Genomic DNA, 21,475 nt, shown 5'->3' on the forward strand with positions numbered 1-21,475 from the left:
GGGGGGGGGGGGGGGGGGGGGCGTGGACGGGCGGGGCCCCCGGGCGGGGGTCCGGCGGGGGGGGGGGGTGGGGGGTGTTGTGTCGGGGGGGGGGGGGGGGGGCGGCCCCCCCCCCCGCCCACGACGACCACGTCGAGCGCGGCGGCATCCTCGCGCCCCTGAACGTGTTCAGCAGCGAGGGCGTGCCGCTGAACAACTACGACCTGAAGTCGGAGAACGGCGGCGTCACCGACATCCGCAGCCACGTGTGCAACCTGCTGATCGGTGGCGGCTTCGCGATCGTGCGGGTGCTGGTCGGCCTCATGTGCTGGTGCGTGCAGTGGATCTTCAACTTCCCGATCGTCAAGAACCTGGTCGAGGCCGCCCAGCGCCTGAACAGTGAGTTCTTCTTCACCATGACGACCACGCTGTCGCTGTGGGGGCTCTTCCTGGCGGCCGGCGTGGCCTTCGGCGGCCTGATGATGATGCGGGGCAAGGTCGCCCGGGGCGCCGGGGAGATCGTCATCACCCTGCTGCTGTCCTCGCTGGTGCTCATGCCCGCCCTGACCCCGCGCTCGATCCTCGGCGAGCAGGGCCCGGTGGTGCAGACCCAGCTCGCGGCCCAGGAGGCCGGGCAGATCGCCGCCAACGCCGCGGGCACCGACCCGGGCTGCACCTCGGACGAGGACCGCAAGGACCCCTCCTGCCCGCTGCGGATGGTCCTCACCCGCACCCTCGTCGTCCAGCCGTACCAGCTGCTGCAGTACGGCATGATCCCCGACCCGGACTCGAAGAACGCCAACATCAAGGGCATCGCGGAGGTGCACAGGGCCTGGATCCACGGCGAGTTCAAGGGCAAGGAGGCCGGCTACTGCACGGGCAGCATCAGCGTCCCGGGCGCCGACGCCCTGTGCCCGGCGACCAAGGGCTGGGACGACATGAAGGAGGCGCTGAAGAAGAAGGGGCCGGAGGGGCAGGCCGCGTACGACTTCGCGGTCAACAGCGACTGGGACCGGGTGGCCGGCGTGGGCCTGGTGCTGATCGCCGTGCTGTTGATCGCGATCGTCGTCCTCGGCATGGCCCTGGTGCACATGGGCTGCCAGATCGCCAACGTGGTCGCCGCGTCCCTGACCGGCGCCACCGGGGTGTGGGCGATGCTCCCGGGCGGAAACCGGGCTGCCCTGTGGAAGTGGCTGGGCGTCTTCATGACGTCGGTGGTGACGGAGTTCGCGGTGTCCGTCATGCTGCCCATCTTCGCCCTGGGCACCAACACCATCCTGACCAGTGACGGCAGCAAAAACACCTTCATGCTCCAGCGCCTGCTGACCCTCGACTGCTTCGCCCTGGTCCTCCTCGTCTTCCACAAGCGGATCTTCAGCGCTGCCGGCCAGATCGGCGACCGCTTCGCCGACCGGATGCGGTCCACCAAGATCGGCGGCTCCCTGTTCCTGGACGGCGCGCCCAGCGGCAGTCTGGCGTCCGGCGGCTCCTGGTCGGGCCGTGGCCTCGGTGGGAGCCTCGCGGCGCTCACCGATCCCGCGCTGGGCCGGATGAACGCCGCAGCCCTGGCCAACGGCGCCTACGGCGAGGTCCGCAAGGGCCTGTCCGCGCTCGCGCTGCCGGGGTACGGGCTGCAGGCCGCGAAGCGCCTGGCCGTCGGAAAGCCGCTGCCGGCGGACGAACTGGCGCGCCGGCAGAAGCCGGTCGGCAAGGTCGGACCGTTCGGCGGGACGGGCCGCGGCTGGGCCGCGAGCGACGGAGCCGGAGGCGGCGCGGACGCTGCGGCGGAGGGCTCGGGGAAGGAGGAGAAGGGGCAGACGGTCCTGACCCGGAGCGGTCGGCGGATGACCATGCCGGCCAACGGCGTGACACCGCTCGGGCACGTCGTGCACAACCAGCTGCTGAAGACCCGCGCCGGCCGCATGGCCCTGCTTGCGGGGAAGGTCGGCAAGTTCGGCTGGGACGCGACCGTCGGGTTCCCGTCGACCCGCGCCCGCTTCAACCGCGTCAACAAGGTCCTGGGCGACCACGCCAAGGTCCAGCGCCAGTACTACGGCGACGTCCGCAGCAAGTGGCAGGAGGACTGGAAGGAGGGCAAGCGGACGGCGGCGGCGGAGGCACGGCAGGAGGTCAAGGACAACTACAACTCCCTCAGGAAGGCCTTCACGCCCGAGACTTACAAGCCGCTGGTCGACCGCGTGCGCAAAACGGATCCCGCCATGGCCAAGAGCGTGCTCGGCCGGGTCTCCAGGCGGTTCACCTCGCCCACCGGCGGGACCGTCCCCTCCGACGCGCGCCTGTCCACCGACTCCAAAGACGCGCCGTCCGGCCGCTGGTGGCACCGCGCCCCCGAGCAGCACCCGCAGGACCCCGCCGGGGGCGACGAGTCGGGGAGCGGGGGGCCGAAGCCGTGAGGATCTTGCGCCACTTCAGGCGCATGGGATGCCTGGGGCTGCTGATGGTCGTCGGGCTGGGCGCTCTGGTGGTCATCAACGCGGGCGACAACGACGACCCCGGCACCACCACGCCGGTGGGGGCGATCAGCGACATCCCCGCCCGGATGATGCAGGCCTACGTCCGCGCGGCGGCGGCGATGCCGCAGATGGCGCCGGACTGCAAGGGGATGACCTGGCAGCTGCTGGCCGGGATCGGGAAGGTCGAGTCGGGCCACGCCTCCGGCCACCAGATCGACGCCTCCGGGCTGATCACCCCTTCCATCATCGGCCCGGTCCTCAACGGCTCGGGATCCGGCGGCAACACCACCGCGGTCAAGGACACCGACGGGGGCAAGTGGGACGGCAACGCGCAGTTCGACGCGGCTGTCGGACCGATGCAGTTCCTGCCGAGCACCTTCGCCGGGTACGCGGCCCGGGTGCGGCCGGGGGGCGGCGCGGACCCGAACAACGCCGACGACGAGACGCTCGCCGCGGCCCTGTACCTGTGCGGCAACGGCCGGGACCTCACCGACCACGAGACGCTCAAGAAGGCGATCTACAGCTACAACTACAGCTCGGCCTACGTCGACGAGGTCGTCCGGTGGATGAACCAGTACGCCCAGCTCGGCCAGGTCCCCGCAGGCGACTACTCGGAGCAGGTGCAGACGGTGATCGCCGCGGCGGCCAGCCAGATCGGCCAGCCGTACTCCTGGGGCGGCGGTGACGCGAGCGGCCCCACCTACGGCATCTGCTGCTCCGACGGCGGCCAACACGGCGAGAAGGTGGTGGGGTTCGACTGCTCGGGGCTGATGGTCTACGCGTTCGCCAAGGTCGGCATCAGCCTGCCCCGGGTCGCGGCAGACCAGGCCGGCGTCGGCCAGCGGATTCCCGCGTCCGCCGGTGTCGCTGCTCTGCGGCCCGGTGACATGGTGTTCTTCGGCAATTCCTCCAGGATCTACCACGTCGGCCTCTACATAGGCGGCGGACAGATGCTGAATGCACCCAAGCCGGGTGATCACGTGAAACAGGCCGCGGTGTGGAACTACGACTTCGCGGGCGGCGCCCGCGTCCTGAAATGAGAGGAGTCCGATACATGTCACTCGACCGCGGAATCGTCGTCCCGCTCTCCGTCGCCGCCGTCCTGCTGGTCGCGGGCCTGGCCCTGGTCGTCCCGGGCGGCGGCGGCCACGGGCCCGGCCCGGCGGTCGCGCCGTCGCCCTCGGCACCGCACCCGCCCGCCGAGCGGGGCGCGGAGCGGACGGCCGCCCCGTCGGGCACCCCCACCGCGTCCCCGCGGCCGGAACCCGCCGCCGACCCGGCCGCCGTGCCGTCGGCCGCGCCGTCCGTCGCGCCGTCCGCCATGCCGTCCGGGATCCCGGCGGCCGGGGACGGCCCGCAGGGCGATGCCGCGATCCAGGCCGCGCTGACGGTCCGTCACCCCAGCGACCTGCCCGCAGCAGAAGGAGACCAACTCGCGGATCTGGCAAGGGCGGTGTGGACAGCCGAGGTGACCGGCGAGGGCCGGGAGCGGTGGCCGTCGTACTTCCCCGAGGTGCAGGGGCTCCCGGGCCGCGGTTACTACTTCAGCGGCTTCCGCGTCCAGGCCGCCGTCGCCCACTCCGTCGACGGGGACCCGGACCGCGCGACGGTGACGCTGCTGTGGGCGGGCACCTCCCCGACCGGCGAGTACGGCGACCACCGGCCCGCCAGTGTCGGTTTCGTCCGCCGGGGGGACTCGTGGGAACCGCGGCGATGAGGCCCGCGCCGACCCCGGCGGGCGGGCGGGTCCTGCCCGCCCCGGGCGGGCCCCGCGGGGCCGCCGATTCCGCCCCGCACTCGTTTTGCGTGCTCTTGCACTGTTTCCGTCCGATCCTTCTCTCCGGTTCCGGTCCGACGGTCCCGGTTTCCGATCCGAATCAGCCAGAATCCCCGTCCGTAAACTGCCGGCATGTGGTTAGCTTCCCCCGCGACCGGTTTGAATCGCTTGCCCGTGGGGGTCTGGCGCGAAATGCACCGTGTTACATCCGTTCGAGCAGTTCGGGAACTTCGCATGCGCCGGTTTCGGTCATGTACTGCCAAAAATGGGCTGGCAGGTACCCGAACCACCTGAGGCGTGAAATAGGCGGCGCGGCCCGCCGTGACCACCGTCCCGGCGCCGTTCCGACCACCGTTCCGGACCGGGGTCGATCCGCGGTCCCGTACAGCCGACCCCGGCGCCGTGGGACGCCCGTACCGCGCCCCACCCTCCGAACCGGGTCGGCGCAGCGGCAGAGGGCCGTCCCGGGCGGAGCCGTTCGCACACGCGGTGCTCATTCCCCGACGGAACCCACCGACATTCGCACGAGACGAGCTGGACGGAGAACGTGAGTCAAGGAACAGCGAACCCGCAGCGGGCCGCGGCCGTACCGCCGCAGGCAGCCGCCCTGCGCGAGCAGAACCGGCGGCAGGGCCGCCTCCCGGCCCAGGTGCGCGAGCGCCGGCCGGCGCTGGCGGTCCTGGCAGCCCTGCTGATCCTCGCCGGCGGCCTGGGGGGCATGGTGACCTACCAGCAGGCGGGGGAGAAGGTCGACGCGGTCAAGGTCGTGCAGCGGGTCGCACCGGGGCAGGGCATCCCGGCGAGCGCGATCGAGCCGGTCCGGGTCTCGAAGGACACCGACGTCGCCTACGTGCCCTGGGAGCAGCGCAACCTGCTGAACACCAAGTACTTCGCGGCCACCGACATCCCGGCGGGCACGCTGCTCACCGGGTCGATGCTCACCGCCAAGGGGGGCGTGGCCGGTGACCAGGCGATCGTCGGCCTGAGCGTCAAGACGGGCTCCTACCCGCCCGGGCTGCGGGCGGGCGACCGGGTGCGGGTGCTGTGGGTCGGGAAGGACGCCGCGAAGGCCGGCGCCCCCGGCACCGGTACCGGCGGCGCGGCCGGTGCCGCGGGCGCCAACGAGGGCGTGGTGCTGGCGGACTCCGCCACCGTGCGTGAGGTCTTCAAGAGCTCCGGGTCGGGCAACAGCGGCCTCTCCCTGTCCGTGACCGTGCCGGCGAACCGCTCCGGCGGGGTGGCGCAGGCCTCCTCCTTCGGTGAGGTCGCCCTGGTGCTGCTGCCCGCCGAACAGAAGTAAGAGGAGGGGAACATGGCACTCGTCGTCGTCGCGTCCGCTTCGGGCGCGCCCGGTGCCAGCACCGTGGCCCTCGCCATGGCCGGCGTCTGGCCCCGCGACTCGTTGCTCGCCGAGTGCGGCGCCACGGGCAACCCCCTGGTGTTCCGTCACAAGGCCATCGGGGGCAAGGACGACCTGGACCCCCGGGTGGGCATGCTCTCCCTCGCCGTCGCCGGGCGCGGCGGCATCCGCCCGCAGCTGATCCGGGAGCACACCCAGCAGATCCACGGCGGGCAGCGCGTGCTGCTGGGGGTCGCCACCGCCGAGCAGTACGGGACCTGGCAGGGCATGTGGTCGGCGCTGGGCCGCGGGTTCGTGGCGATCAAGGACGCGGACGTGATCGTGGACCTGGGCCGGCTGGGCCCGGACGTCCCGGGGCAGGACCTCCTGCCGATGGCGTCCCTGGTCGTGCTGGTCGCCGGGACCTCGCCGGAAGAGATCGCGGCGGTCCGCGACCGGGCCGCGGCGCTGCGCGAGCGGCTGGGCCGCGACGGCGGGGGTGCCCCGATCGGCATCCTGCTGGTCGACCACAGGCGCCACCATGCCAAGCTGCTAAGGGAGTTGCCGCAGCTGCTGGCCCGTCAGCACCTGGCGGTCGATGTCCTCGGGTGCCTGCCGTTCGACGCCTCCGGCGCCGCGCAGCTCGCGGGGCGCAAGACCGGCCGGGTGGAGAAGTCGGAGCTGGTGCGCGCCGTGCGCCAGGTCGTCGACGGCCTGCGCGGCCGCTACGGCCTGGGCGTCGAGCCGCTCGCCGAGGGCGCCGAGGGCGTTCCGGCCGACGCGGTGGGGGTGGGCTGATGTCCGACGGGACGGATTTCCGGCAGGTGGCGCTGCTGCACAGCGGGGTCGCCGACCGGTTGGCGGAGGACCAGCGGGAGCGGGCCCGGCGGGGCGAGCTGCCGATGTCGGACGAGGTGGAGAGCCAGTTCGCCCGCTCGCTGATCAAGCAGGAGCTGGACAAGTACAACGGCGAGCGGGCGGACGCCGGCCTGCCGCTGCTGACGCCGGACGAGGAGAAGCGCCTCGCCGACGCCGTCCACGACCGGATCTACGCCGCGGGCTCGCTCTCGCCCCACCTGCGGGACCCCGACCTGGAGAACCTGGACTTCCAGGGCTGCGACCAGGTGTTCGGCACCTACCGGGGCGGGATCCGCCGGGCCCTGCCGCCGTTGGCGGAGAGCGACGAGGAGCTGATCGGCCTGCTGCAGACGGCGGCCGCCGCGGCCGGGACCAACGGCCGCTCCTTCGACCCGGCCAATCCGATGCTGGACGCCACCCTCTACGACGGCTCGCGGCTGTCCGCCGTCTACGGCTCCGGCGACTCGCGCCGACTGGCCGCCGGCGGCGTCACCAAGCGCCCCTCGGGGAGCATCCGCCTCAACCGGCTCGGCGGGGCCGTCTTCCTGGACGACCTCGTGAAGTTCGGCTCGCTGACGGACGAGGCCGCGGCCTTCCTGCGGGCGCTGGTCCTGGCGCGCAAGAACATCGTCATCGGCGGCGCGACCGACAGCGGCAAGACGACCATGTTGCGGGCGCTGGCCAACGTGATCCCCCCGCACGAGCGCCTCCTCATCGTCGAGAAGGCCCTCGAACTGCACCTGGACGCCTACCCCGAGCTGCACCCCAACGTCCTGCCGCTGGAGGAGCGGCTGCCCAACAGCGAGGGCCTGGGCGCGGTGACGATGGCCGAACTGGTGCGCCGCTCGCTGCGCTCGAACCCGGACCGGGTCATCGTCGGCGAGGTGCTGGGCCCGGAGGCCCTCGACATGCTCAACGCCATGGGCCAGGGCAACGACGGCTCCCTGTCCACCATTCACGCGCGCACCAGCGCCGGCGTCCTGGACCGCATCTCCACCTACGCCCGCCAGGGCGCGCCCACCTTCGACCGCGAGACGATCAACATGATGATCGCCGGGGCGCTGGACTTCGTGGTCTACCTCGGCAAGGTGGACGACCCGGCGACCGGGGGATGGCGCCGCCGCGTCATCAGCATCCGGGAGATCACGGGCGAGGACGGCCGGGTGCTGTCCAACGAGGTGTTCAAGCTCGACCCCGCGGGCGCGCTGCGGCCGGCGGCGCCGGTCACGTGCCTGGAGGAACTGGAGCGCTTCGGCTACCTCCCGAGCGGAGACTTCGTGTGAACGGTGCACTCCTGACCCTCCGGGGCCTGCAGCTGCTGCTGGCCGGCGCGGTCGTCGGCGGCGGTGTCGCCCTGCTGGTGGCGTCCCTCGTCGGCTGGCCGCGCCGGGCCCGCAGCGGCCCCTCCGGCGGGGCGCGCCTGGCGGCCTTCATGCGCCGCCGCGGCGCCGCCGCGATCCTCGCCGCCGTGGTCGTCCTGGTGCTCACCCGCTGGCCGGTCCTCGCCGTCGCAGCCGCGGCGCTCACCCTGTTCTGGACCAAGCTGTTCGGCGGCGCGAAGGAGGAGCGGACGGCGCTGGAGCGCGTCGAGGGCCTGGCCACCTGGACGGAGAGCCTGCGTGACACCGTCGCCGCCTCCTCCGGCCTGGAGGACGCGATCAGGTCCACCGCCGGGACCGCCCCGCCCGCGCTGCAGCAGCACCTGACCACCCTGGTCAACCAGCTCCACGCCAAGACCCGCCTCACGATCGCCCTGGACCTGCTCGCCGAGAACATGGACGACGGCTCCACCGACATGGTGATCATCGCGTTGAAGCAGAACGCCGCGCAGCGCGGCCCGGGTCTGCGCGAGGCCCTGTCCGGGCTCACCGTCACCGCCCGCGACGAGGCCGACATGCGTCGCCGCATCCTGGCGCAGCGCGCGGGGACCCGGCGCAGCGTCAAGATCGTGCTCACCATCTGCGCCGCGTTCCCGGTGGGCATGGCGCTGTTCAACCCGTCCTACGTCGAGGCGTACAGCACCGTGCGGGGGCAGGGCGTCCTGCTGGTCGTCCTCGCGTTCTTCGCGGGCGGCCTGATGTGGCTGCGGAAGCTGTCCGCGGTGCAGCCGCCCGCCCGCCTGCTGGTCCGGGCGCGAACCGGAGGTGCCTGATGATCCAGTTGCTGACGTCCGGGGCCGTGGTCGGCCTGGGACTGTTCCTGCTGGTCCGCGCGCTGCTGCCGAGCCGGCCGGGCGCGGTGGCCGCGGTGGCCCGGGTGGACGCGCTGCGCAGCGCGACCGCCCCGGCCGCGCAGGCCCCGGCGAGGGCCGCCGGCGCCCAGGGGTGGGCGGCGGCGAGCGTCGGGCCGGCGATGGCCGCCTTCTACGCCAGGCGGGGCTGGCACCTGAGCCGACTGCGCCCGGACCTCGCGATGCTCGAGAGGTCGAAGGAGGAGTTCCTCGCCCAGAAGGTGCTGTTCGCGGCGGCGGGACTGCTCCTCGGGCCGGCCATCGCGGTGGTGCTGTCCCTGGCGGACGTGATCGGCGGCGTGACCGTCCCGCTCTGGGTGACCGTCCTGATGGTCGTCCTGTGCTTCTTCGCCCCCGACCTGGAGGTGCGGAGCAAGGCCAAGGAGGAGCGCCGGGAGTTCCGGCGGATCGTGTCGGTGTACCTGACCCTGGTGCACCTGAGCCTGTCCGGGGGATCGGGCCTGCCGGAGGCGATGAAGTCGACCGCCGAGGCGTCCGCCACCCCCCAGATGCGGCGCATCCGCCTGGCGCTCGAGGGCGCCCGGGTCAGCGGCATCCCGTACTGGCAGGCCCCGGGGCGGCTGGGCGAGGAGATCGCGCTCCCCGAGCTGATCGACTTCACCAGGACCGTCGCCCGCGTCGCCCAGGACGGGGCGAAGGTGCGCCAGTCCCTGCAGGACCGGGCGGAGACCCTGCGCAAGCGGGAGCTCGCCGACCTGGAGAGCGCCGCCGCGGCCAAGTCCCAATCGATGCTCGTGGCCCAGATGATGCTGTGCTTCGGCTTCCTGATCTTTCTCATCTACCCGGCGCTGACGCAGCTCAGCGCCATGTGAGCCACCGCTGACCAGCGGATCCATCACCGAATCGAGGGGAATCGCCTCATGTCCACGCACATCTCCGCCCCGGCCGGTCCCAGCGTTGCCGACCGGCTGCTCACCTTCGCCCTCACCGTGTCCCTGGCCGCCGGCCGGGCCCGCACCTCGCTGCTCACCCGCCTGGCGGCCGCACGCCAGCGCGGTCAGCGGGGGGCCAGCGCCCTCGAGTGGGTGCTGTACACCGCCGCGGCGGTGGTGATCGTCGGCATCGTGGTCGTCGCCATCAAGGGCGGCATCAACACGAAGGCCGACCAGGTCAAGCAGTGCATCGAGGGCACCACCACCGACAGCAACGGCGGCTGCTCCTGATCGAGGCCGTGGGGCGTCGATCGGGCCGAAGGAGGAGGAATCCCGTGGCGGAACGGCCTAGGGGCCTGCGGGGGGCGCGTCGGCGCGGGGACCGGGGGTCCAGCAGCGTGGAGTTCCTGCTGATCACCCCGCTGCTCTTCGTGATGATCTTCGCGCTCGTCCAGTTCGGGCTGTACTACTTCGCGTCGACCGTCGCGGAGTCGGCGGCCCAGGCGGGTGCGCGCCGGGCCCGTGCCGCTGCGGACGACGATCCGCAGTGGCGCGAGCTGGCGCGCACCACCGCCTCCAACCGGATCGACTCGCTGGGCCCCGCGCTGCTGGGCGATCCGTCCATCACGGCCGTCCAGGACGGCGACCAGGTCGGCGTGACCGTGAAGGGCCGCGTCGTCCAGGTCGTGCCGTGGCTGGACCTGACGGTCACCGGCACGTCCGTCGGCCCGATCGAGAGGTTCGTTCCCGATGCCGGATAGGACGGTGCGCCGCCGTGGGGACGCGGGGGTGTCCAGCGTGGAGCTCGTGTTCATCGCGCCGGTGCTGGTGCTGATGGCCCTGCTGCTGGTCGGGCTCGGGCAGATCGTCGAGGCCAAGTCGTCCCTGGACGGCGCGGCCCGGGACGCCGCCCGGGCCGGGGCGCTGCAGCGGGACTACGGCTCAGCGGTGGCGGCCGCCACCGAGACCGCCACCGCGGGCGCCGCCCGGGTGTGCTCGGGCGGCCAGGTGCGGGTCGAGACCGGGGGGCGGTGGGAGTCGGGCGGCGTGTTCACCGTGACGCTCTCCTGCACGGTCCACGGCCTGCGGATGACCGGCCTCCCGGTGACGACGCCCGCGCGGTCCACGTCGTCCGCGCCGCTGGACGTGTACCGGAGGGTGTCGTGACCGCCCGCCCGGCCGCCGTCCGGGGCCGCCCCCCTCGGCAGGCGAGCCGAGAACGCGGCTCGGGCGCCGTGGCGCTGGTCCTGGCGGGTCTGCTGTTCCTGGTCGTCGCGTCGTTCATCGTCGACACCGGCCAGGCCATCCACCGCCGCGACCGGGCCGCCGACACCGCCGAACAGGCCGCCCGGTACGCGGGCAACCAGATCAGCACCGACGGCCTGCGCCAGGGCGTGGTGCTCATCGACGCGGTCGGCTGCACCGACCGCGTCCAGGAGTTCGTCCGCTCCAGCGGCTTCTCCGAGCAGGACGCCGCCGCGTCCCGGTGCACGGACGTCACGGGCAACCAGGTCAGCGTCGAAGTCCGCCTCACCTACTCGCCCCTGCTGCTGTCCGCCCTCCGGGGCCGGGTGACGGTCTGGGGCCGCGCGACCGCCCAAGCCATCCAGGAACTATGACCCCTGACGGGTATTCAGGGGACGGGAGACCACCGCATGCACACCACCACCAAGTTCATCGCCGCCGCCGCCACTGCGGCGGTGCTCGTCGGCGCGAGCGCGTGCACCTCCGGCAAGCCGAAGGCCTCCGCCGACATCACCGGCGCGCAGAGCACGTCACCGAGCCCTTCCGCCAGCGCCTCGCCGTCGCCGACCCAGTCCGTGGGCGCACCGGAGATCACCCTGCCCGCCGACTACAGCGTCGACGTGCAGTTCAAGCCCGGCGGCGACGCTGTGAAGGACAAGGTCGCCGCCGACCTCTCCTACGCGCTGCGGGCCTTCAACGAGGCCGAGGCCACCGGCGACATCAACCGGCCGGGAATGCTGTTCGCCTACACCGGCTTCGCCGGCGGGTACATGAACCAGGCCGTCAGCCAGCTCAACTCCCGCGGGCAGACCGTCACCGGCAGCACCCGCTACTACGCGCTGACGATCGAGGTGAAGGACCCCAAGACGGTCGCCGCCGCGTACTGCGAGGACCAGGCGAAGGCCTACGCCAAGGACCGGGCGAGCGGCCAGGTCCGCACGACCACGCCGAGCATCAACGACTACACCGACTGGACGATGGGCCTGACGCTGTCCGACAAGGGCGTGTGGCAGGTCTCGTCCGCGCAGGCGGAGAAGGGATCGACGCGGTGCCAGAGCGCAGCGTAAGGCGGGCGCTGGGGGCGGCCGCCGCGGCCTTGGCTTTGGCGGCCGCCGCCGTGCCCACCGCGAGGGCGGAGATCGGAACCGGGTGGGGCGGCAGCAGCACTCCCGCGATCGGGTCGATCGAGTCGCACGTCGAGATCAAGGTCAGCAACTCGGGCCAGAGCGGCAAGCACCTCACGTCGATCGGCGGCTCCTGGGAGCCGCCGGCGTGCTGGTACGAGCCGCAGTACACGCCCGAGGAGTTCGACGCCGCCTACCAGGCGCTGCTGGAGCAGCTGCACGGCGCGATGGGCGCGGAGGCGAAGGCCGAGTACGACAAGCTCAAGGCGGACGGGGACTTCCACCGCGGCCAGGACGGCCGCTGGTGGGGCATGGTCAAGACCAACAAGGCGTGGGACCTGCCGGTGACGGCGCCGTGCACGCAGCGGCAGGGCATCGTGTGGGTGCCCACCGGCAACCCGCCTGCGGACCTGCTCGCGGTGACGCCGCTGATGCTCTCCAAGCTGGCCTACGCCGCCACCAAGCTCCCGCCGCCGAGCGTGACGCTCTCCCCCGCCGCGGACCACCAGACGGTGAACCTGCCGGTGTTCGTCTCCTTCGAGCAGCCGATCCAACCGGTGACCGTGACCGCGTCGTTGAACTACTCGGGCGTGAACATCGCCGCGTCCACCCTCGCGGTGCCGACCTCGCTGCGGGTCGACGCGGGCACCGGTGACGCCGACCCGGGCGTGTGCACCTACCGGTTCGTCAAGTCCGGTGGCGGCTACCAGGTCGACTCCTCCCACGCCGATTGCAACATCACCTACCTGCGCTCCAGCCGCGGCGGCAGCTACCCGCTCACCGCCCAGGTGACCTGGAAGGTGACCTGGACGCCGTCGGCGAACCCCTACGGGCAGCCCGCCAACGCGCTGCCCGACGGCGTCACCGGCGGGCAGCCGCAGGACGTGGTCGTCCGGGAGATCCAGACGGTCGTCACCCAGTAACCGCCCCGCCGGGCACGAGGAGAGGAACCCGCGGATGAGTACACGGATCAAGACGCCCGGCGGCGGGCGCTCCCGCAGCCCCGGCGACGTCGTCGGGGCCCTGGCGGCGGGCCTGCTGCTGGCGGCGCTGCTGGGCGGCATCCCCTACGGCCTGGTCCGCTACGTCGGCTGGCCGCTGCCCACCGAGGTCCCCGGCCCGGGGGCGGTGGTCGAGGCGCTGCGGACCAGCGCCTCGACCGCCCTCGTGGTGGACGTCCTGGCGCTGTTGGTCTGGCTGCTGTGGCTCCAGTTCCTCCTGGCCGTCGCCGTGGAGGTCCGCGCCGTGGTGTCGGGCACGGAGTGGCGCCTGCCCGCGTCCACCACCTCCCAGGCACTGGCCCGACGGCTCGTCACCATGCTGCTGCTGGTCGGCGCCGGGACCCTGACGGCCACCCAGGCGGCCTCCGCCGCCCCCCTCCCGCAGCACCCCGTCCTCCCCGCCCAGGTCTCCACGAGCGCCCAGGCCGTGCCCGGTAGCGCGCTCCGGACCGCGGCCGCCGCGGGGCAGTCCGCCTCCGGCCCGATCTACACCGTCCGGTCCAGCACGACCAGCCACCACGAGAGCCTGTGGGAGATCGCCGAGCGGTACCTCGGCGACGGCACCCGGTACGACGAGATCTTCCGGCTGAACAAGGACCGGGTGCAGCCGGACGGCTCCCGGATGACGGAACCGGGCCTCGTCCGGGCCGGGTGGCGGCTGCTGCTGCCCCCCGACGCCAAGGACGTCCCGGGGACCGGCTCCGCGGCCCGGGGCGCCGAACACATCGTCACGGTCAAGGCCGGCGACACCCTCTCGGCCATCGCGCAGGAGGAGCTCGGCTCCGCCGACGACTACCCCCTGCTGCTGCGGGCCAGCCAGGGCATCGAGCAGCCCGGCGGCCGGCACCTGAGCGACCCCGACGAGCTGTTCCCCGGCGACAGGATCGTGATCCCCGCGAGCGCGCTCGCACCGGAAGCCTCCCCGGCGGACGCCTCCCCGACCGCGGACGCGCCCGCGCCGGACGCCCCGGCCCAGGACGTGCCTGCCGCGGACGCACCGGCCCCGGACGCACCCGCCGACCAGGCACAGCCGCCGGCCCCCTCCGCCTCCGCCTCCGGGCAGGCGGACACCCCCGCCGTCCCGGCAGCTCCCTCCGCCCAAGCCCCCGCCGAAGCGCCCGCCACCGCCCCGAGCGCCGCCGCGTCCTCCGCACCCGCGCCGGCCCGGGAGAACCCGGCCCCGGCGGTCCCGGCCGAAGGCCAGAGCCCGCCCGAAGCCCGGGCCCCGTCCGGGACCCGGGCCCCGGTGTCCGTCGAGGAGGCCGTCGGGATCGGGGCGCTGCTGGGCGCCGGCGTCCTCGGGGTCCTGGCCTGGCGCCGCAGGCAGCAGCAGAACGCCCGCCGCCCCGGCGAGACGATCGCCCTGCCCGAGACCACCAGTCCGGCGGAGCAGGTCCTCGACCGCACCTCCTCGCGGGCCAGCGTCGAGATGCTCGACCTCGCGCTGCGCACCCTGGCCGCCCGCAACCCCGACGCCCTGCCCGCGATCCACGGGGCGAAGGTGGCCGGCGACCGCGTCGAGATCCTCGTCGACGGCGACACCGAGGCGCTGTCCCCGTTCACCGGCCGTCCCGACGGTTGGTGGGAGGTGCGGGCGGACCACGCCGACCTCCTCGGTGCCGAGCAGGCACAGCTGGTGGCGGCGCCGTACCCCGGCCTGTCGACCATCGGCGCGGCCCCGGACGGTTCCCACGTGCTGGCGAACCTCCCGCAGGCGGGGGTCCTGCTCCTCGAGGGCACCGAGCAGCAGGTGCGGGAAGTCGCCCGGGGCATCGCCATGGAGGCGGGCACCTCGGCCTGGGGCGGGCACGTCGAGATCCGCACCTGCGGCTTCGGGGTGGAGCTCCAGCACCTGCTCCCGGCCTGCCGCGTGATGTACACCCCGAGCCTGGAGACGGCGAGCGCCGACCTCGCCCGGGTCTGGATCGAGGTCCACCAGACCGAGCAGGAGGGCGGCGACCAGCCGCTGCCGTGGATGGTGATCTCCTCGACCCGGCCCACCCGTGAGGAGCTGCGCGTCTTCGCGGACCTGATCGGCAAGGTGCGGGGACGGCACATCTCCGCGGTGCTGCCCGCCGCGGGGGCGGCGGAGTTCTTCCCGCACGCCCGGGTGCTGAACGCCGCGGTGACCGGGCCGCAGCCGGTCGAACCGCTGGGAGTGGACGTCGTGCTCCAGCGGGTGACCGACGAGGCCTACCGGCAACTGACTTCGGCCATCGCCCTGACCACCGAACCGGCCCGGCCCGCGGAGGGGGTGTGGGCGCAACTGCCCGACCCGGACCGGGTCCGGGTGGTCACGGCGCCGGCCGCGGCGCCCGGCCACCTGACCCTGGTCGAGGACGGGGAGGACCCGGGGGACGAGGAGGACGCGCCGGTGGAGGCGGCGGCGACCCTGATCGTCCCGCCCGCCGCGACGGTGCGGATCGCCGTGGGGTCCGACCGCCGGGAGACTGCCGGCCCGGCGGCGGTGCCCGGCCCGGCGGCGGTGCCCGGCCCGGCGACGGGCACCGGCACGCAGCGGATCGGCGTCGTCGAGCGCCGGCCCGATCCCGCGACCCTGCCCGACGAAGCGCCCGAGGTGCAGGTCCTCGGCCCGCTGCGGATCATCGGGACCGGCACCGCCGCCGTCCCCTCGAAGCTGGTCCTGCTGGCCGCCTACCTGATGTTCCGCAACGAGCGTGACGCGGCAAGCATCGGCTTCGCGATGAACCCCGCGACGCCCTGGGACCAGAAGACCGTGACGGAGGAGATCTCGCGCCTGCGCTCCCGGCTCGGCCTGGACGCCAACCGGGAACCGTACGTGCCGCCCAAGCCGCGTCACACCGCGATGTACTCGCTCAGCGAGCAGGTCACCTCGGACTGGGCCGCGTTCATGTACCTCGCCGAGCGCGGCATTCCGAAGGGCGCCGCCGGGATCCTGGACCTGGAGGCCGCGATGGGCCTGGTGCGCGGCAAGCCGTTCGCCGGGATCGCCGAACACTCCTGGGCCGCACCGCTCGCCCACACGATGACCAGCCGCATCATCGACGTCGCCGAGCGGATCGCCGACCTGCGCATCGGCGACGAAGTGCTGAACATCGACGCGGCGCGGGCCGCCATCGACACCGGCCTGAACATCGACCCCACCGCGGAACAGCTCTACCGGGCCTGGATGCGCATCGAGCACCGCGCCGGCCACCCGGCCGCGGTCCGCGACGTGATCAACCGGCTCCGCCGGATGGAGACGGACTGGCAGCTGTCCGGCCTACAACCGGAGACCCACACCCTGATCCGGCGCCTGACCGCCGCCCGGGAGACCGCCAGCGGCGTGTGACGCCGTCCCCAGCTCGGGCCCGGCCGGACGAACCGGCCGGGCCCTTTCCCTTCCCGTTCCCGTTCCCGTTCGTGCCCCTGTCCCTGTCCCTGTCCCTGCCCCCCGCTCAAGGACCAGCCGATGCCCCAGTTCCCCGTCCTCCACGTCCTCGCCTCCGTCGCCGCCCTCGTCCTCGGCGCGCTGGTGCTGCGCCCCGCGGCCTTCGCCTACACCCGCCCCGAGGACCGACCGGTGCCCGACCCCACCTGTCCGTACTGCGGAACCCAGGTCCTCGGCCGCGGCAGCGCGCCGGGCGCCTACCGGGCACTGGTGCTGCGGCGCCGCTGCGTCGCCTGCGCGGCCACGAGACCCGGCGGCGGGCGGATCGGACCGCCCGCGCTGGTGCCGGAAACCCTGGCCGCCGTCGGCACCACCGCCGTACTGGCCGCCGGAGCCGACGGCGCGGTGCTCGCGGCGCAGCTATGGCTCGTGGCGCTGGGCACCGTGCTGATCTGCGCCGACTTCGCCGTTCACCGGCTGCCCGACCACCTGACCGGTGCCGCCGCGCTCGGGGTGGCCGCGCTGCTCACCACCGAGGCCGCCGGTTCGGGGCGCTGGGGGCACCTGGCCGTCGCCGCGGCGGCGGCCCTCGGCCTGGGCGCCGTGTACTTCGCCATGGCGCTGCTCGGGCAAGGGCTGGGCGACGCGAAGCTGGTGCCGTCACTGGCGGCGCTGGTGACCTGGCAGTACTGGTTCGGCTGGTTCCACGGCGTGCTGCTGGCCTCCGTGCTCGCCGTCATGCAGTGGCTGGTGATGCGGGCGGCGGGCACGGCGACCAGGACCACGGAGATCGCGCTGGGGCCCTCGCTGATCGTCGGGTTCCTGATCGTCTCCGCGGTCCTCGGCTGACCTGCCCCGGCTCCACCCGGCACGGTCGGTCCGTCAGCGCACCGCCAGCGCCTCCTGCGGGGCGGGGCCGGGCCGGGCGTCCGCGTCCGGCACGGGATGGAGACCGCACAGCTTGTTGTGGTAGCGCCGGACGCTCTCCGGGCTCACCGGACCGTCACCCGCCTTGTTGCTCTTGAAGCCCCTGACGTACAGGAACTCCGGGAGCTCCGTCTGGTCCGGGTGCCGCCGGAACTCCTCGACGAAGGCCCTGAAGCCCTCGGCCCAACCGGGCGGGATCTTCGGGCCGCCGTCGGTCTGCGGGGCCTCTTCGCGGTCCTCGGCCTCGTCGGAGCGGGGGAGCGGCAAGGGCCGGGGCCGAGGGCCCTGGGCGGGCCACGGCGGCTCGGTGGCGGCGGCCGGTTCCTCGTCCGTTGCCGCGCCCTCCGCGAGGTCCGCCCGCAGAAGCTCGGCGACCGGGGCGGCCTCCCGGTCCGGCACCCGCGCGGCGTCCTCCTCGCCGGGCAGGAGCTGCCCGGGCGCGGCGGGCACAGCGGGCGCGGCGGGCGCGGCGGGTGCGGCGGGCGGTGGAACGGCGGGGCTCGCCGCGGTCCTCGCCTGGTGCGCGAGGAGGCGGCCGAGGGGCTCGGGGTCGACACCGGCCGCGGCCAGGCCGGCCTCGTAGGTGACGTCGAGCGGCACGCCGAGGTCGGCGAGGGCGCGGGGCAGCCGCGCGGCCGGGGGGAGGCCCCGGTCCCGCAGGCGCTGCCGGCCCCGTCGGCGGCCGGTCTCCACGAGGATGTTGTAGGTCTGCAGGGCCTGCTCGCCGCGAATCGCCTCGTCGAGGGAGCGGATCTCCCACAGCTGCATCCGGCGCCACAGCCGCCAGGTCTGGACGGGCGCCAGCAGCCAGCGGATCAGCCGGATCCGGTCGATCGACCGGTGGGAACCCAGTTGCGCCAGGCGGGCGATGGCGTGGCGGCTGGCTTCGGTGATGACGATGAACATCACCGGGATCACGCCGTGCATGCCCACGCCGACCGGGTCGGGCCAGGCGGTGGCGGCGTTGAAGGCGATGGTGGCCGCGGTGAAGAACCACGCCATGGGCCGCAGCAGGGGGAACGGGATCCGCATCCAGGCCAGGAAGAGGTCGAGGACGAGCAGGAGGATGATCCCGACGTCGACGCCGATCGGGAAGGCGTAGGCGAACTCGGCCATGCCCTTGCGGAGGGCGAGGTCGCGCACGGCGAGGTAGGAGCCGCCGAGGCCGATCCCCGCGATGAGGACCGCCCCGATCGCGATGACGCCGATCATCAGTCTGTGCATGCCCCGCAGGACCGGACGGTTCACTGTTCCCCCCTCGTCCACGAACACGTGTCCGGGAATCACTGTGGCACGAAGGGCCGTCGGTAGGCGTAGGGCTTTTCGGATGGGCGCGGATCGGGGCCCGCGCGGACCGTACGGGCGGCGCGGCCGCCGCGGTCAGATCGCCTCGCGGCGCTTGAGCCAGGCGAAGGCGGCCCAGCCCGGCAGCACCGGCAGGACGAAGGTCAGCAGCCGGAACAGCATCACCGAGGCCCGCGCGCTGTAGTCGTCGAGGCCGCCGGTCAGCGTCAGCAGGGCGGGCATCAGCGCCTCCACCCCGCCCACGCCGCCGGGGGACGGCACCGCGTTGCCCACCGCGTTGCCCGCCAGGAAGGTCGTCGCGACGGCGTCGAAGCCGGGGTACTGGCCGACCGCGCGGGTGCAGCAGTACAGGCAGGCCACGAAGCACATCGACACCAGGAGCTGCCCGGCCACGCCGCCGGCGAGCCGGCCGGGGCGCTGGGCCAGGTCGAGCAGCCGGGGCAGCACCTCGGCGCGCAGCGGCCGCAGCAGGGTCTGGGCGCGCCGCCGCAGCGAGGGCACCGCGGCGACCGACACCGCGATGACGGCGGTGACCGCACCGGCCAGCCAGAGCACCCAGCCGCTGGGCAGGGCGGAGCCCTCGCCGTCGACCGCGGCGGTGTCCACGCCGACCAGGGCGCTGAACACGGCGAGCTGCAGCATGTGCAGCACCAGGCCGAACAGCTGGCTGACGCCGATGCTGGACATCGCCTGCGCGGTGGGGATGCCCGCGCACTGCAGGTAGCGGGTGTTCAGGGCGAGGCCGCCGACGCCGCCGGGTGCGACCACCTTGACGAAGGAACCGGCCACCTGGGTGGCCAGGGTGGGGCGGAAGGACAGCTTCTCGGGGACGAAGCCGCTGAACGCGAAGGTCGCCACCGGGTAGCTGACCGCGGACCACAGCGCCGCACCGGCCAGCCACAGCGGGTCGGCCCCGGAGATCACCGCCACCGGGTTGGGGAACTGCAGCAGCGCGTACCCGACCGCGACGCAGGCGACGACGGTGAGCAGGGTGCGCGGCCGCAGCCGCTCCAGCCGGACGGGCACGGCGGTGGCCTGCGGCATCCGGCGCTGCACCTCGGCGCGCAGGTCGGCAGTCAGTTCCTTGTGCCGGGCGAGGGCGTCCCGGGTGCCGCGGGCCAGCGCGATCGGCTGCAGCAGCGGCAGCGCGGCGCCGACCGGACCGGGTCCGAGCACCTCGATCGCGGCGCGCACCGCCCGTCGCGGCCCGGCGTGCAGGGCGAGGACGGCGAGCAGCCCGGCGACGTCCAGGCGCAGCAGCAGGTCGCCCGCGGCGATCTCGCCGCGGGCCAGTCCGACCAGGTGGACCCGGCCCTCGGCGTCCAGCAGCACGGTGCTCGGGGAGAGCGAGCGGTGGGCGATCCGGCGGCGCTGCAGCAGTGCCAACTGCTGCCAGGCGTCGCGCAGTTCGGCGTCGGTGGGGCCGACGTCCGAGCCGTCGGGGCTCGCGGGCAGCTCCTCGAAGAGTTCGGCGAACGGCCGGGCGTCGATCCGCCGGTAGGCGACCAGGGCGCAGTCCGGGCCGAGTTCGACCGCCGCGACGGGGGTGCGGGTGCGAGCCCCGGCGGCGGTCGCGGCGTGGCCGAGCAGGGTCTGGTGCTCCAGCCCGTCGCGCAGCGGGCGCAGGCCGAGCGGGCGGGGCGCGGTGCGCAGCCGCAGCGCCAGCCACAGGTGGCCGAGCAGCCCGCTGGCCTGCGCGTACCGGTCGAGCAGGTGGACGTCCAGTTCGGGGCGGCCGTCGCGCTGGGTGACCAGGTAGCGGCTGGGGCCGAGGGCGAGCACCGCGGCGGGGCGGACGCCGGTGCCGGCCAGGGCGGCGGCGATCTGCTCCTCGGTGGGGGAGCCGACGGGCTCGCCGACGGCGTACCGGGCGGCGTGCGCGACCGTCCAGCCGAGCAGCAGCGCCAGCGCCAGCGACAGCGGCGTGGCGTAGCCGGTGACCAGGCCGGACAGGGCGGACAGCCCGAGCGTGACGGCCAGCGCGGTGCGCCAGCGGCGCCGTCCGGTGGTGTCGAGGGCGGTCATGAAGGCCAGCACCGGCGCGAGGTGCCCGTACACCGGGTCGGTGCGGCCGGGGTCGGTGGGCAGCGGGTGGGTGAGCGCGGTGAGGCTGCCCGCGAGCAGGTCCAGGCCGAGCGAGAGCCCGTACGCGAGGACGGCGGCCAGCACGCCGTCGGCGATCCGGCGGCCGCCCCCGCGCAGCACCCGGTCGACGGCGAAGCCGAGCGGGACGGTGAGCAGCGCGGCGCCGCACAGCGCGGCGGTGAGCTTGGCGGGCGGCCAGGGCAGCAGGTCGACGCCGCGGGACACGTCGCTGTCCAGGCCGAGCGCGGAGGAGCGGGCGTACCCGGCCAGCAGCAGCACCAGCAGGATCCAGCACGCCCCGGCGACCGTCCGGATCAGCGCGGCGGGGTGCCGGACGCGGTCCACCCGCCGGGTCCGGGTCCGGCGCGGGGGTGTCCGGGACTCCCGGGATTCGTCGGCTTGTATCACCGTGGCCACGCGGCATGGTCCCACACCGGTGGGACCGCGATCGGGCCGTTCCGGCAAGGGAGTTCAGGTGTCGCGGAATATATCGGTGGATAACGGGAATATCGGTCTGATGTAGGTCCGACGAAGGGAGACCGGCGATGACCGAGCGCTCGACCGACCGGACGGCCATGCTCCGCCGGGGCACCGAGGAACTGCTCGCGGAGCGCGGCATGATGACCGAACCGGTGGCCCGCGCCCCGCAGCTGGGCACCGACACCGACCTCGGCACCCGCACCGGCCCGCACTGCGGCGACGCGGTGTTCAGCCACGGCGGCCGCCGGGCGCCGGAGGCGACGGGCCCCGCCACCGGGCCCGCCACCCACACCGAACTGCCGGGCCACCGGCACCGCGGGGCGGAACGGCACTCCGCGCACTGAAGGCCGTCCGGGCCCGGCCCGGCGGGGGTGGGAGACCTGCGGCGGGAGTGGGAGAGTGGGGC

At 74.0% G+C, this 21,475-nt stretch carries 19 protein-coding genes; 17 read left to right on the plus strand and 2 right to left on the minus strand.

The features are described from left to right. Window positions 1-164 precede the first annotated feature (164 nt). The 16 genes from ACFY00_RS25090 to ACFY00_RS25165 all read left to right on the plus strand — a co-directional run bounded on the left by ACFY00_RS25090 (window position 165) and on the right by ACFY00_RS25165 (window position 17,121). A complete protein-coding gene (locus tag ACFY00_RS25090) occupies window positions 165-2,393 on the plus strand; it encodes a hypothetical protein (protein WP_388033789.1) in 2,229 nt (742 codons plus the stop codon). Window positions 2,394-2,416: 23 nt separating this feature from the next. Then, the gene (locus ACFY00_RS25095) at window positions 2,417-3,493 is read left to right on the plus strand and encodes an NlpC/P60 family protein (protein ID WP_388033790.1); all 1,077 of its coding nucleotides are present in this window, start codon (window positions 2,417-2,419) and stop codon (window positions 3,491-3,493) included. A gap of 14 nt (window positions 3,494-3,507) precedes the next feature. Next, window positions 3,508-4,170 (plus strand): hypothetical protein, encoded by a 663-nt coding sequence (locus tag ACFY00_RS25100; protein ID WP_388033791.1) that lies wholly within the window; start codon window positions 3,508-3,510, stop codon window positions 4,168-4,170. A gap of 607 nt (window positions 4,171-4,777) precedes the next feature. After that, entirely contained in the window at window positions 4,778-5,530 is a 753-nt protein-coding gene (locus ACFY00_RS25105; protein ID WP_388033792.1) for a hypothetical protein, read from the plus strand. Window positions 5,531-5,542: 12 nt separating this feature from the next. After that, complete coding sequence (locus ACFY00_RS25110) at window positions 5,543-6,367, plus strand: hypothetical protein (RefSeq protein WP_388033793.1); 825 nt, start codon at window positions 5,543-5,545, stop codon at window positions 6,365-6,367. Beyond that, window positions 6,367-7,710: a CpaF family protein gene (locus tag ACFY00_RS25115; protein ID WP_388033794.1), complete on the plus strand. Its 1,344-nt coding sequence runs from the start codon at window positions 6,367-6,369 to the stop codon at window positions 7,708-7,710. The genes ACFY00_RS25110 and ACFY00_RS25115 overlap by 1 nt, the downstream gene beginning before the upstream one ends. Next, window positions 7,707-8,579, plus strand: coding sequence for a type II secretion system F family protein (locus ACFY00_RS25120; RefSeq protein WP_388033795.1), 873 nt, complete (start codon window positions 7,707-7,709; stop codon window positions 8,577-8,579). Before ACFY00_RS25115 ends, ACFY00_RS25120 begins: the two co-directional genes overlap by 4 nt. Then, a complete protein-coding gene (locus ACFY00_RS25125; RefSeq protein WP_388033796.1) occupies window positions 8,579-9,490 on the plus strand; it encodes a type II secretion system F family protein in 912 nt (303 codons plus the stop codon). Before ACFY00_RS25120 ends, ACFY00_RS25125 begins: the two co-directional genes overlap by 1 nt. Before the next feature lie 48 nt (window positions 9,491-9,538). Further along, entirely contained in the window at window positions 9,539-9,841 is a 303-nt protein-coding gene (locus ACFY00_RS25130; RefSeq protein WP_388033797.1) for a hypothetical protein, read from the plus strand. Between the two features lie 107 nt (window positions 9,842-9,948). Continuing rightward, the gene (locus ACFY00_RS25135) at window positions 9,949-10,311 is read left to right on the plus strand and encodes a TadE family protein (protein WP_388033798.1); all 363 of its coding nucleotides are present in this window, start codon (window positions 9,949-9,951) and stop codon (window positions 10,309-10,311) included. Between the two features lie 37 nt (window positions 10,312-10,348). Then, window positions 10,349-10,717 carry a TadE/TadG family type IV pilus assembly protein gene (locus tag ACFY00_RS25140; RefSeq protein ID WP_388033799.1) on the plus strand — a complete coding sequence of 123 codons (369 nt, stop codon included), beginning with the start codon at window positions 10,349-10,351 and terminating at the stop codon, window positions 10,715-10,717. After that, a complete protein-coding gene (locus ACFY00_RS25145) occupies window positions 10,714-11,169 on the plus strand; it encodes a TadE/TadG family type IV pilus assembly protein (RefSeq protein WP_388033800.1) in 456 nt (151 codons plus the stop codon). Before ACFY00_RS25140 ends, ACFY00_RS25145 begins: the two co-directional genes overlap by 4 nt. Before the next feature lie 36 nt (window positions 11,170-11,205). Then, a complete protein-coding gene (locus ACFY00_RS25150; RefSeq protein WP_388033801.1) occupies window positions 11,206-11,862 on the plus strand; it encodes a hypothetical protein in 657 nt (218 codons plus the stop codon). Continuing rightward, entirely contained in the window at window positions 11,844-12,842 is a 999-nt protein-coding gene (locus tag ACFY00_RS25155) for a hypothetical protein (protein WP_388033802.1), read from the plus strand. Before ACFY00_RS25150 ends, ACFY00_RS25155 begins: the two co-directional genes overlap by 19 nt. Window positions 12,843-12,876: 34 nt before the next feature. Then, complete coding sequence (locus tag ACFY00_RS25160; RefSeq protein WP_388033803.1) at window positions 12,877-16,233, plus strand: LysM peptidoglycan-binding domain-containing protein; 3,357 nt, start codon at window positions 12,877-12,879, stop codon at window positions 16,231-16,233. Between the two features lie 120 nt (window positions 16,234-16,353). Further along, the gene (locus ACFY00_RS25165; RefSeq protein ID WP_388033804.1) at window positions 16,354-17,121 is read left to right on the plus strand and encodes a prepilin peptidase; all 768 of its coding nucleotides are present in this window, start codon (window positions 16,354-16,356) and stop codon (window positions 17,119-17,121) included. A gap of 33 nt (window positions 17,122-17,154) precedes the next feature. Here ACFY00_RS25165 and ACFY00_RS25170 read toward each other — a convergent pair whose 3' ends face one another. Next, the gene (locus ACFY00_RS25170; RefSeq protein ID WP_388033805.1) at window positions 17,155-18,423 is read right to left on the minus strand and encodes a DUF2637 domain-containing protein; all 1,269 of its coding nucleotides are present in this window, start codon (window positions 18,421-18,423) and stop codon (window positions 17,155-17,157) included. Window positions 18,424-18,579: 156 nt separating this feature from the next. Then, a complete protein-coding gene (locus ACFY00_RS25175; RefSeq protein ID WP_388033806.1) occupies window positions 18,580-20,934 on the minus strand; it encodes a lysylphosphatidylglycerol synthase domain-containing protein in 2,355 nt (784 codons plus the stop codon). 200 nt (window positions 20,935-21,134) lie between these two features. Between ACFY00_RS25175 and ACFY00_RS25180 the strand changes: the two genes are divergently transcribed. Then, a complete protein-coding gene (locus ACFY00_RS25180) occupies window positions 21,135-21,413 on the plus strand; it encodes a hypothetical protein (RefSeq protein ID WP_388033807.1) in 279 nt (92 codons plus the stop codon). Window positions 21,414-21,475 lie beyond the last annotated feature (62 nt).

Source organism: Kitasatospora sp. NPDC001540, assembly GCF_042894345.1.
Lineage (GTDB): Bacteria > Actinomycetota > Actinomycetes > Streptomycetales > Streptomycetaceae > Kitasatospora > Kitasatospora phosalacinea_C.